A 12,636-nucleotide genomic window follows, 5' to 3' on the forward strand; every position below is an offset into this window, starting at 1 on the left:
CGGTGGCTAATTCTAATTCACGTCAAATCTAAGTCCTACAGAAACATTATGTAGATCTGTAGCCTGATCTTTAAATATTGGGTTGAGATCGTATTTCACGTACAGTGATGTTCCCCCAAAGCCCATGTAACCACTGAGTCCGTAGATAAAATCATTCGTATTGTAATCTCCTTTAAGCTTCTCCTTTACCTTCTCTCCATCTTCTTCATACTTCAGTTTTTGACGTTCTCCCAGGTTTATTCCGGCATACCCCCCAAGTCCTATTTTAAATTGATTTCGGGTAGAGAACCAAACACTTCTTGAAGATTCCACCTTCTTCGACGGACCAAATTCAAAGTGTACCGGAAAAACAAGGTTATCCATCCTAAACTTCGATTTGTCTAACTTCAGCGGAAATTCTTCAAGCGCAGTCACGCCTTCGTCTTCAACAAAATACCGGTTATCTGTAGGTTTCAAGCCATTAAACTGAAATGAAAATCCGTACCTAAGCCTCATAAAATTCGATTTTTCGAACACCCTTGTTCTCCATGCCATCCCAATTTCAAAGAAACGGCTGCCTCCTACTTTGAAGTCTGAATCATTGACCGACTGCCCATCGCTCAAAGCATTATTAAACCCAACCGCCATAATGAGGTGGGTAGAGGTGCGGCTGTACCGGCTCTTGTCAAACCAGTTGTCATCATGCTCATCCTCCTCATCATCTGCATCTTCCCACGTCCATTCATCGGTTGTCTCTTCTCTTGTGAGCAGCGCGATTTGATTATCAATAATAGCCACCCGGTTTTGAATATTCATTGCGTGTTTACGGGCAGCTTCACTTTTAAGTTTTTCCGCTTCTTCCCAGTCAATTTCCTTTGCTTCGGCGCGACGGTTTATGGCCTCCACTTCTTTTTTAAGAGCTTCTTTCTCTTCATTGATGATCTGCTCCTTTTGCTTTTCCAATTGTTCGATCTTTTCAGGATTTGTTTTTTCCTGCGCAACAGCAGGATTCACAACTACCGAACAAAAGATGAGGAACATTAAAAAGATATTTTTTTTCATGGTTCTGGTTTTTATAGGCTTTTTTAAAAGCCCGTTAATTGATTGATTGATGAATTATTTGAGATTAAAAATCGCGATTGGCCACTGCCGTTTTAGCTCGTGAAATGCCTTCTTTTACCACCTCAAAAACCTTTTGCCTAAAAGACTGCTCCAGCTCGTATTCTACCTGGTAAAGCAAATCTTTAGAATTTACGGTAAAGATGGTGTCAGCTTTTAATTCGGCTGTTGCCAGCAATAACAGGGCTTCCACCTCATTATCACTCACTGCAGCACGGTTTTCATTTACGGCAACTTCCAAATTATCTTCGTCGGAATGGATTTCTTTTAAAGGCTTTTTTTCTTCGGTTGCTTCGGAAAAATTCCCCGAAGCTACCTCGTTTTCTGCTTCAGAAACACTGGCTACAGGGGCCTCAAAAATGGCATTTTTGACAGGTCTTTCTGCGGAAGGTTTTTCTTCCTCTTCTAATTTTTCGTTTTCTTCAGAAGCAGCTATCTGAATCACTTTGGGTTCTGAGGTCTTTTCCTGCAGTACAGGAGGTGCAGGATTTTCCTCAACTACCTGCGGCGCTTCCGAAGTAAAAGGCGAATCAAAGAAAGTGCCCAGCACAAAAAACAAGGCAGCAACGGCTGCAACTGCGGTTATCCACAGCAGGTAAGTCGGTTTTTTTCTTCCTTGCTCCAGGCGCTCTTCCAGCTTTCCCCAGCCGGCGGCCGATGGCTGGATCTCCCGGCCCTCAAGCAGCTTTTTTACGTTATTTTCAATTCTTTCCGGTTCCATATTCTGTCTTGTTTTCATGTTCCAGCTTTTCCTGAAGCATTTTTCGGGCTTTAAATAGCTGTGACTTAGAAGTTCCTTCTGTGATGTTCAGCATTTTTGCTATTTCATGGTGCTTATAACCTTCAACAGCATACATCAAAAACACCATTTTATAACCTTCGGGCAAACCGTCAATCACCTCCTGGATGTGCGCTGCATTGAATTCCGAAGTAAAGCAGTACGAAAAATCTACATTTTCGGGCACCTCATCTTCAGCAAACATGCTGCGTTTATCGGTACGAAGAAAAGAGATAGATTCCCGTACCATGATTTGCCGCATCCAGCCTTCAAAGCTGCCTTCATCCCTAAAATCTTTCAGGTGCGTAAACACCTTGAAAAAGCCGTTGAGCATCACTTCTTCGGCATGATGCAGGTCTTTCACGTACTGCCTGCAAATGCTTAACATCTTCGCCGAATGTTTCTCATAGATCTTTCGCTGCGCCTGCCGGTTTCCCGCGGCTGCACGTTTTATCAAAAAAGCATCGTTCTTAAAGAGTTGAATTACTTTCACCTGCTTAGCTTTTCAAAAGGCCTTCTATTAACATAGACGAGTGAAAGTTACAAAAGGTTGCCTGAGGGTTTAGATTTTTTTAAAAATAAGCTGTGGCAGCTTCATTCAAATCTTCTCAAAAAAGGGAAATCCGCAGGCCTCAGCCCAATAAAAACTGGGAAAAAACTTATCTTAGAGGCTTTTAACATCCCTACAATATGCGCTATTTTTTAAGCTTTTGCTTCCTCTTTATTTACTGCCTCTGCCCCGCTCAGGAACGATTTTTAGACAACATTTTTGAAGTTGATCCCGCCATTACCGAAACTTACGCCACAAAAGATGGTGAAGCTTTGAAACTGGATATTTATACCCCAAAAAATGATACCGCCCGCTCGAGGCCTTTGATCGTTTTTATGCATGGCGGCGGATTCTCTGGCGGCTCCCGCACCCATGAAGATCTGGTAAAGTTTTCGCAACAAGCGTCCCGCAAAGGCTATGTGGCGGTGCAAATCTCTTACCGCCTCACCCGAAAAGGCCAGTCTTTTGGCTGTGATTATGAAGCTTCCGGAAAAATAGAAACCTTTCAAAAGGCTGCTGAAGATTTTATGGATGCCGTGCAATTTCTGGTAACAAACGCAGATAAATACCGCATAGACCCCCAACAGATCATTGTGGGCGGCAGCAGTGCCGGTGCCGAAGCTGTTTTAAATGCGGTTTACAACCCCCAGCTCATGTTAAGCGAACCGAATAAATATCAGGATATAGATATCGACGGGGTTTTCTCCCTGGCCGGCGCCGTTGTTGATGCCCGCTACCTTACCTCCAAAAATGCGGTTCCCGGAGTATTTTTTCACGGCACTAAAGACAACCTTGTGCCCTATGCCACCGCGCCACACCATCTTTGCGAACCTGGTGCGCCCGGTTACCTGATGCTGGACGGCTCAAAAACCATCGTTCAAAAACTGAAAGAGCTCAATACCTCCTACCTGTTGTACAGCTTTGAAGGCGGCAAACATGAACATTCGGGTGTGCCTTTTAACGAGCTGGACAACGTTTTTGATTTCTTTCAGCGGGTGTTTCTCAACAACGAACAGCTACAAATGGAAGTTTGGCGCTAACATTTAAAAAGCCTTAAAATGAAAATCTTCACCTATCTTTTTTGCTTTTTCACATTTTTGGGCACGGCAATCGCCCAGCGACAGGTGCAAAGCCTTAATTCGGCCTGGCGTTTTTCTTCGGAAGTTCAGCCTGAAAAAAATGTGAATATTCCCCATACCTGGAATGCCGAAGATGCTTTTAAAGACGGGAAGGAATATTTCCGCGGAAAAGGCACGTATAAAAAGACCCTCTTTGCCCCTCAAAAATGGCAAAATAAACAGGTGTTTCTGAAGTTTGAAGGCAGCAACCAGGTGACCGAAGTTTTTGTAAATGGCACTTCTGCCGGAAAACACATTGGCGGCTACACCGGATTTGTCATTGATATTTCTGAAGAATTGAAGTTGGCTTCCGAAAATGAGCTAAAAATAGTTGTTGACAACAGCCACAACACCAATATTCCGCCGCTGGATGCCGATTTCAATTTTTACGGCGGAATTTATCGTGATCTTGAACTAATTATCATCGATAAACTCCACTTTGAACTGGAAAATGCCGCTGCAGGAAATATTTTGGTTCGTACGCCCCAAGTTTCAGAAGAAAAAGCCCTGGTACAGGTAGAAGCCAGAGTGGTAAATGACGGTGAAGCTTTCAGAAATGCCACTGTGGCATTAGAAATATTGGATCCCAATGCTAAAAAATTAAAAACACTCACTAAAAAAATCAGGCTAAAAGCAAAGGAGTCAAAAAATGTCATTTTTGAAACCTCAGTAAAAAACCCCGCCCTATGGTCTCCCCAAGATCCGCAGCTTTACAGCTTTGAGATCAGTTTAGCGAGCGGAAATCCTTCAGAAAAGCTGGATGAATTCAGTTCTAAATTCGGATTTCGCTGGTTTGAAGCCGATCCCGAAAAAGGCTTTTACCTGAATGGGAAACCTATCAAACTTATTGGTGCAAACCGACATCAGGATCTACAAGGACTTGGAAATGCGCTTCCCAACACCATTCACAAGAGCGATTACAGGCTGATCAAAGAAATGGGGGCGAATTTTGTGCGAACTGCTCATTACCCACAAGACCCCGAAGTTTACAGGACCTGTGACGAGCTGGGGCTTATCGTGTGGTCTGAAGTGCCGGTAATCAATGATGTTACCGCGACAGACGAGTATCACAACGTGGCCCTGCAAATGCAGAAGGAGCAGATTCAGCAGTTTTTCAACCACCCTTCGGTGATCTTCTGGGGTTATATGAACGAGATCTTTATCAGGCTGGTTTTCAACAACGAGATGACGGAAAGCGAAAAAGAAGATAAAATTGAAACTTCTGTAGCCCTGGCCAAAAAGCTTGAAAAGCTCACCAAAGAACTCGATCCTCACCGGCTAAGCGTGATGGCCCTGCACGAAAATGAACTCTATAATACTTCGGGAATTGCCGATATACCCGATGTGATTGGCTGGAACCTTTATTTTGGCTGGTATTCACCGGGACTTGAAAACTTCGGGAAATTTCTTGATGAGCAGCACGAACGCTATCCAAACCGGCCACTTATCATTTCGGAGTACGGGCCGGGCGCCGATGTACGTATCCAGACAGAAGATCCAAAACCCTGGGATTACAGTGAGGCCTACCAATTAAAATTACACCGCAGCTACATCAACCAGGTGCTTGCCCGCGATTATGTAGTAGGAATGGCGGCCTGGAATTTCGCCGATTTTGGTTCGTCTTTCAGGCAGGACGCCATTCCGTACATCAACCAAAAAGGCCTGCTGAATTTTGACCGCAGTAAAAAAGATATTTACTATTACTACCAGGCGAGACTGGTCGATGAATCCATGATCTATATTGCCGGTGAGAATTATGAACAAAAATTTCCGAAGAGCGAAAACCACAAAATCAGCATTCCGGTATTTTCAAATGCTGAAAAGGTGAACCTAAGCATCAATGACAGCCTTAAAATTTCTTCGGAAGTAACCGACGGAATCTCATTTTTCGACCTAAAACTTCCTGAAGGAACTCACCGGCTCACTGCCACCACAGGCGACATCTCCCATTCCAGAACCATCCATGTGCTCCCCAGAAAAAACCTGCTGAAAAAACTCGAAACGCAAGATTTGACCATCAACGTGGGCACACATGTGAATTACAAAGATCCTGTAACAAAAGAAATCTGGATGAGCGACCAGCAGTATGAACCGGGCGGCTTTGGTTATGTGGGCGGTGAGGTATACCAAAAATCGGCTGCCAAGTTCCAGGGTACGGCTTCAGATATTCAGGGAACCGGGAATGACCCACTGTTCCAAACCATGCGCGAAAGCATTGAAGCCTATAAATTCGATGTAGAAGCAGGTACCTACAGAGTCACCTTATTGTTTGCAGAACCCGAGTTCAATGCTTCCGAAGAGAACATTTACAACCTCAACACTTCCGAAGAAAAGAAACCGGAAGGAGTGCGGAGTTTTGATGTGAAGGTTAACGGAAAAATTGTTTCTGAAGACCTTAACCTGGCACGCGATTACGGCCGAATTCGCGCTGTAGAAATTTCTTATACGGTGAAGACAGAAAAAGGGATTGCGATCGAATTTTCTGAAAATGCAGGAAAATCGCTGCTTTCTGGAATTAAACTGGAAAAATTATAACTGAATGTTTGAATCAATTTTAAAACCCGGCTTCCAAAAATGGCATTTTAAATACCCTTTTTGGAAGCTAAGCTACTTTCATTTACAGTTTTCATAAGCTTCAGTTTAAAATTAGGTTTCAAAATGACCTGCACGGGTTGCCGCTAAAAAAAAGCCCTGTTCCGCTTCCGCAGCAACAGGGCTCTGTAAATTTAATTCATTGGTATTATTCTACCACGGTAAAAGTGCCGTCAAAATCACTGTTAGAGCTACCTGCCACAAAGAAGTCAAATTCTCCCGGTTCATATACATATTCCAAAGACCCGTTGTAAAACTTTAGGTCTTCTACAGTGACCGGAAATTCAACAGTCATAGATTCTCCCGGTTTCAGCTCGATCTTTTTGAAAGCAATAAGTTGCTTTTTTGGAGGGGTAAGGCTTCTCACTTTGTCGTGAATATAAAGCTGTACAACTTCTTTACCTACTTTTTTCCCGGTGTTGGTCACGGTGGTGCTAATGATAATTTCTTCGTTTGCACGCAAATTTTCGCTGCTGGCTTTACTTTTACCGTACTCAAAACTGGTGTAGCTCAACCCGTAACCAAACGGCAACAGCGGGGAATTGACCACATCGAGATAATTCGATTTAAACTTTTCAAATTCTTCTGAAGCAGCAGGTCTTCCGGTAATTCTTTCCCCGTAATACACAGGGATTTGCCCTACGTTTCTAGGCCAGCTCATAGTTAGTTTTCCTGAAGGGTTTACATCTCCAAAAACCACATCGGCAATAGCGTTTCCTGCTTCCACACCCGGGTGCCAAACCTGCAGGATGCTTAGGGGCATCTCCATTTCTTCGGAAATATCAAGTGGGCGACCGCTCATGAGTACAAGAGCAACAGGCTTTCCGGTAGCAACAAGTTCTCTAATTAGCCTTTTTTGGCTCTCCGGAATCTGAATGTTGGTACGGCTGGCCGCTTCCCCACTCATTTCGCTGGCTTCTCCCACCACAGCTACAATTACATCGGCAGCTTTGGCAACTTTTAAGGCTTCCTGAAGCAATTTTTCGGGAGAGCGATTGGAAATCTCTACTTTGGGGCCAAATACATTTACTTTTTTCGCATAAGCCGTATCGTTGGTGATGTTCGCACCTTTAGCATAAGTGATTTTCGCCTTTGGCGCTACATTTTTAAAACCTTCAAGTACGGGAACCGAAAGTTTGAAGTCTCCGGTTGGAGCCCAGGTTCCAAGCATATTTGTTTGATCATCGGCCAACGGACCAATGAGTGCGATTTTTGCCTTTTTTGACACCGGTAGTACCTGGTTGTGATCTTTCAGTAAAACAAAAGACTGGGTTGCTGCAAGACGTGCCAGCTGCCTGTTCCCTGCCGTCAAAATATCTTTTTCGGGCCTGCTTGCATCAGAATATCTATAAGGATCATCAAGTAAACCTAATTTATGCTTGGCTTCAAGGATACGACGGGCGGCAGTAGTGATCTCTTCTTCGGAAACCCTTCCTTCATCTACAGATTTTTTCAGGGTTGTTAAGAATCCTTCGCCAACCATGTCCATATCCAAACCTGCTTTTAAAGCCATTGCCGATACATCCTGAAGGTCTCCCATTCCGTGGGCGATCATCTCGTTTACCGAAGTATAATCTGAAACTACAAATCCGTCAAAGCCCCATCTTTCGCGAAGCAGGTCGGTAAGCAGCCATTTGTTCCCGCTTGCCGGCACTCCGTCAATATCGTTAAAAGAAGTCATTACACTACCCACGCCGGCATCTACAGCAGCTTTGTAAGGCGGCAGGTATTCATTGAACATCTTGGTGCGGCTCATGTCTACGCGGTTATAATCGCGACCCCCTTCGGGAGCGCCATACAGCGCAAGGTGTTTAACGGTTGCCATCATGGTTTGAGGCTGTGTAAGATCATCCTGCTGGTAACCTTCTACCATAGCAATCGCAATTTGAGAACCTAAATATGCATCTTCACCGGCACCTTCGGCTACACGGCCCCATCTTGGATCGCGGGAAATATCTACCATAGGAGAAAAGTTCCAGTTAATACCATCAGCCGTAGCTTCTTTTGCAGCCACTTTAGCAGTTTCTTTTATCAACTCCATATCCCAGCTGGAAGAAAGCCCCAGCGGAGTAGGAAAAGTGGTTTTGTAACCATGAATAACATCTGACCCGATAAGCAGCGGAATTCCCAGGCGCGAGTTTTTAACTGCAATTTCCTGGGCCTGGCGCACCCTCTCTGGACTCGACACTCCAAATACACCACCTACCTGACCGGCCTTGATCTTGGCTTCAACATCTTCACTCACTACAGATCCTGTAGCTACTCCGCCACCGGGAGTGAGCAGGTTGAGCTGCCCTATTTTTTCTTCTAAAGTCATTTTCTCAAGGAGGGCCTCCACCTGCGGAATTCTTTCCTGTGCCTGGAGATATGAAAGTCCCATAAAAAACAAAAATGCGACTGAAAGATTAATTTTTCTCATTCTTATATTCTTTAAAAATTATTAAATTGTCTATTCTTACTTTACTTCCCGGATCTCAGTTTTTTCTGAAATCCCGTTCTCATTAAATGCTTCAATACTGAAGTAATACGTGGTACCCTTATCAAGATTCCGCATAAAATGTTCGTTTTCACCGTAAATCAACCACGACTGGTATAATTTATCGGGCGCTATTCCCCAGCGAATAGTGTAACCCTGGGCACCTTTCACCGGCCCCCACTTAAAGGCAGCATCTCTTCGGTCTTCCTGGCGGTTTATAGTAAAACATTTGACTTTTGCCGGTTTCTTACCCAATCCTTTTCCAAACACCCTGATTTCAGAAAGAGCCAGATTGTTCCCCGGAACTTCTATGTTGTTATAGCGCACGTATTTTGCCTTTACAGGCTCATTTAGCGGCAGGTAAGCGTTTGGCGCATCTATATAGCTATTACTTCTATCTACGACTGTTTTCCAGTCTTTTCCATTTTCTGAAACTTCAAGGGTAAACCTATGTCTTAAGCCTTCGGTACGGGTATAAATGCCTGAGTCTTCATCATGAAAATTCAGCTGAAAAGCGTAAATATTTCCGGGAGCCAGCATTTCTATCTCCACCCATTGTTCCTCATCATTGGCTTCAGCAACCCAGAAAGATTTAGGGCTTTCATCTGTAAGCACTTTAGAGATGATCTCTCCGTCGCTGTTCTTTTCGAGCGGCATTTCGGTGATATCAAAATCGCCATCGGTAGAGGTGCTCTTCCGAATTTGCATTTGCGAAGAGGAAACTGTCGCTTTCCCATTGTAAGAAAGCAACATCCAGCCGGTATGCTGGCCTGCTTTAGTAGGATGACTAGGCGCATGTAATGGATAATCTCCATAGCTGGTGTTGGTATACATCAAACCTTCATCATCAAAGTAAGTTGGCCACATGGCCAGCCGCCGCTCCCAGTGAGAATTTGAAGCCAGGGCCATAGTTGCAAAATGCCAGTACTGTCCATTGGTTTGTTTTACTGTAATCCCGTGACCGGCACCATTGGCGAACCCACCGGGCTTAAAACTGTAGGGGTTGTTCTTCATGTATTTGAAGGGGCCCAGTGGGGTTTCACCAACGTAAGCTGCATCGGCATATACATTGAATTGGGTGCCCGGCGCAGCATACTGCAGGTAATATTTGCCGTTGTGTTTTGTCATGGAAGCACCTTCCATATAGCCTTCCTTTAAAGTTGGATGGAAATTATTTTCACCAAATCGCTCCCAGCCGTGCTCTTCTTCAACCAGGTTGATCAATTCTTTTTCAACACCGGTTTCAAGAAAACGATCATCTTTATCTAACATCTTCACCTTAAGCGGGTAAACATTTGAGGAACCCCAGTAGAGATAGGCCTTGCCGTCATCATCTATGAACAATTCGGAATCCTGGATATTACTGGTAATGGAAGCCGTGGGCGTCCAGTTTCCACTTTTTGGATCATCGGTATATAAAATACTTCCGTAGCCCGCAGGATCTCCGGCGAAATACACCAGCGAATCTTTGTAATTAAAAGCGGTGGGCGCATTGGAGCCTTCAAAAAACCACTGTTTTGGTTTAATGAATTCCCAGTTAACCAGGTCTTTTGAATGCCAGTAACCAAAGGAGCGGGTGACAAACATGTAATATTCCCCTCGGAATTCAATTACCGCAGGATCTGCACCCGAACGATAAGAAATATTCTTGCTGGAATTATAAACCATATAGGAGTAGTCAATATCCAGCGGATTGATATAGGTTTTAGGTACTTCTTCCTGCGAGTGCGCAAAGAAGCTGAAGAATACGGCTACTGCTGTGGTAATGTGGGTGAACCCTTTCATTTATCTAATCATTTTTTGATGAGAAAATAACCAGGGCAGAAGATAAGGTTCAGAAAAAGCCGAATCCCAGCTGTTGTGGTTATCATTTGGATAAAGGGACAGTTTTGCATTACCGCCGGCCGTGTTGATCTCGCGGGCCATGGTCTTTGAAAGTTCGGCAGGAACTACATTGTCCTGTTCGCCGTGAAAGATCCAGATATTAAATCCTTCAGGATATTTTTTAACGATGCCGGGATCTGCGCCGCCACAAATAGCAAAAGCCGCGGCAAAGGTTTCGGGCATTCTGGAAAGGATCTCGTAGGTCCCCATTCCTCCCATTGAAAGTCCGCCCACATAAATCCGGTCTTTATTGATATAATCTTCCGAAGTAACAGAATTCAGAAGAGCCATCACCAAATGTAGGGCTTTGGTAGGCTCCTCCTCGTTCTTAAAATTAAATTCCAAAGGAGTTTTATTTCGCTCAACCTCCACTTTTGCCCAATAATCTTCTTTTGGGGCCTGCGGAAAAATAACCACAGCCGGAAAATCTTCCCGGTTTGCCTCTTTCAGGAATAAATCGCTCCCGTGCACGAGTTGCGCTTCATTATCGCTTCCCCTTTCTCCCGCGCCGTGTAAAAAAAGCACTAACGGATACTCTTTTTCTTCGGAAAAGTTCTTCGGAAAGAGAATGCGATAGTTTAAAGTATCGTTTTGCTGAATAAACTGCTTTTTTTGAAACTCTGACCGCTCCTGGGCCATTCCTGAAGCTGAAATAAGCATAAAAAAGCCTGCGAACAGAAGAAAATTAAGGGAAATGTTATTTTTCATAATTGTAATATTTAAAGCTGACAGATAATAAAAAAACCTGTTCTAAAAATGTCATTTTTGGATGGTAAAATCCAGTTTTTTCAATCCTTCCTGTATTTCGGGAGCCTGCATAAAAAGATCCCAAATAAGTCCAGACCGATAGTTCTCGATCATGACCACCTGCGGCCCCTGGTCTATTGCAAGGTAATAAGGTGCCACCCAATCTTCACCCTCAAGGCTGTAGGCGTCATAAAATCCTGCAGGTCCCCACAATAACTCATGCAAATCTTCATAAAAATACCTCATGGCATCCAAAGATTTCTCTGGGGTGTAAGGGAGTGAACTAATGGCCGCAGTTGGCGAAACCACGCCACGGTCATCATCGGGTGAGTGTGCAGAATATCCTATACCATCGTCTTCATTTCGGGTGTAGCTGGCGGTAAGGCCCCAGGAATTCTTGCTGTAAGTTTCAAAATCTTTCGGATTTTCCAGGGCATATTCATAATTGATGAGGCTGTGGTTTACATTCACATCCCAGTAATTGGCATACCGGTCGCTAAGCCCTTTCGGATTTAACCCAAGGTAGGAATAATGTGCCCAGAAAAGGGGACCACCCCTACTTCCGGAAGTGTTGTGCTTCAGAATTAGCGGCAAACCATAAGCTTCTTCTTCAGAAACAATTTCACCGCCCCTGGCCCAGCCCTCGTGATAGGCTGCAGGTTCAATTGCGTGGCCTGGTGACGATGCCGCCATGATATAGGTGATCAAACATTCATTATAACCTTCTATCATAAAATCCATCTCCCATTCATACACAGGCGACCAGTGCCAGTAGATCCCGTTCTTGTTATTGGTGTACCAATTCCATTCGATGCCTTTCCAGAGGTCGTCGTACTTTTTGGCTACGGTCTGTTCTGCTTCAGTGCCATTTTTGAGATACTCTCTTACCACAATAAAACCCTGTGCGAGAAAGGAAGTTTCCACAATATCCCCGCCATTATCTTTTTTTCCGAAGGCCTTGGTGTCGCCGGTTTCCCCGTTGATCCAATGCGGCCATGCGCCATGGAACCTCGGAGTTTTGTCAAGAAAATCGGCAATCTTATTTAGTCGGGTAACGGCAGAATCCCGAGGGATGAAATTCCTTTCCATTCCTGCCACTATAGCCATGAGCCCAAAGCCTGAACCGCCGGTAGTCACCACATGCGAATCATTGCGCGGGTAATTGCCATCGGGGTGAAAGCGCTCGCGGGCCATGCCGCTGTTGGGTTCGGCATAATCCCAGAAATATTTAAGGGTTTGCTTTTGCACGGTATCCAAAAGTGCCTCTTTTGACAGACTTTTTTGCTGAGATTTATCAGCTGCAAACTCCTGCTCCTTTGTCTGGCCTTCTTTGCAGCCCACACTTAAAAGTAGTAGTAAAATAGCCAGTATAGAATATTGTTTCAGCATTTAA

General features: G+C 44.3%; 9 protein-coding genes. 2 read left to right on the forward strand and 7 right to left on the reverse strand.

The window, feature by feature from the left end:
* Positions 1-12: 12 nt before the first annotated feature.
* The 3 genes from OQ279_RS07575 to OQ279_RS07585 form a co-directional block, all read right to left on the reverse strand.
* Entirely contained in the window at positions 13-1,041 is a 1,029-nt protein-coding gene (locus tag OQ279_RS07575; protein WP_266069262.1) for a hypothetical protein, read from the reverse strand.
* 64 nt (positions 1,042-1,105) lie between these two features.
* Positions 1,106-1,837, reverse strand: a complete 732-nt coding sequence (locus tag OQ279_RS07580) for a hypothetical protein (protein WP_266069263.1) — start codon at positions 1,835-1,837, stop codon at positions 1,106-1,108.
* Positions 1,800-2,369 (reverse strand): RNA polymerase sigma factor, encoded by a 570-nt coding sequence (locus OQ279_RS07585; protein ID WP_266069264.1) that lies wholly within the window; start codon positions 2,367-2,369, stop codon positions 1,800-1,802. Before OQ279_RS07585 ends, OQ279_RS07580 begins: the two co-directional genes overlap by 38 nt.
* A gap of 197 nt (positions 2,370-2,566) precedes the next feature.
* Between OQ279_RS07585 and OQ279_RS07590 the strand changes: the two genes are divergently transcribed.
* On the forward strand, positions 2,567-3,466 hold the full coding sequence (locus OQ279_RS07590) for an alpha/beta hydrolase (protein WP_266069265.1): 900 nt from the start codon (positions 2,567-2,569) through the stop codon (positions 3,464-3,466).
* Between the two features lie 18 nt (positions 3,467-3,484).
* The gene (locus OQ279_RS07595; RefSeq protein ID WP_266069266.1) at positions 3,485-6,079 is read left to right on the forward strand and encodes a glycoside hydrolase family 2 TIM barrel-domain containing protein; all 2,595 of its coding nucleotides are present in this window, start codon (positions 3,485-3,487) and stop codon (positions 6,077-6,079) included.
* A gap of 205 nt (positions 6,080-6,284) precedes the next feature.
* On the opposite strand, the gene bglX is transcribed toward OQ279_RS07595, so the two are convergent.
* The 4 genes from bglX to OQ279_RS07615 are packed head-to-tail and all read right to left on the reverse strand — an operon-like array spanning position 6,285 to position 12,632.
* A complete protein-coding gene (gene bglX / locus OQ279_RS07600; RefSeq protein ID WP_266069267.1) occupies positions 6,285-8,555 on the reverse strand; it encodes a beta-glucosidase BglX in 2,271 nt (756 codons plus the stop codon).
* Between the two features lie 36 nt (positions 8,556-8,591).
* Positions 8,592-10,397, reverse strand: coding sequence for a family 43 glycosylhydrolase (locus OQ279_RS07605; protein WP_266069268.1), 1,806 nt, complete (start codon positions 10,395-10,397; stop codon positions 8,592-8,594).
* Complete coding sequence (locus tag OQ279_RS07610; RefSeq protein ID WP_266069269.1) at positions 10,398-11,204, reverse strand: carboxylesterase family protein; 807 nt, start codon at positions 11,202-11,204, stop codon at positions 10,398-10,400.
* A 51-nt stretch (positions 11,205-11,255) separates the two neighbouring features.
* Positions 11,256-12,632: a glucoamylase family protein gene (locus OQ279_RS07615; RefSeq protein ID WP_266069270.1), complete on the reverse strand. Its 1,377-nt coding sequence runs from the start codon at positions 12,630-12,632 to the stop codon at positions 11,256-11,258.
* Positions 12,633-12,636 lie beyond the last annotated feature (4 nt).

The organism is Salinimicrobium profundisediminis (assembly GCF_026241755.1).
Classification (GTDB): Bacteria; Bacteroidota; Bacteroidia; order Flavobacteriales; family Flavobacteriaceae; genus Salinimicrobium; species Salinimicrobium profundisediminis.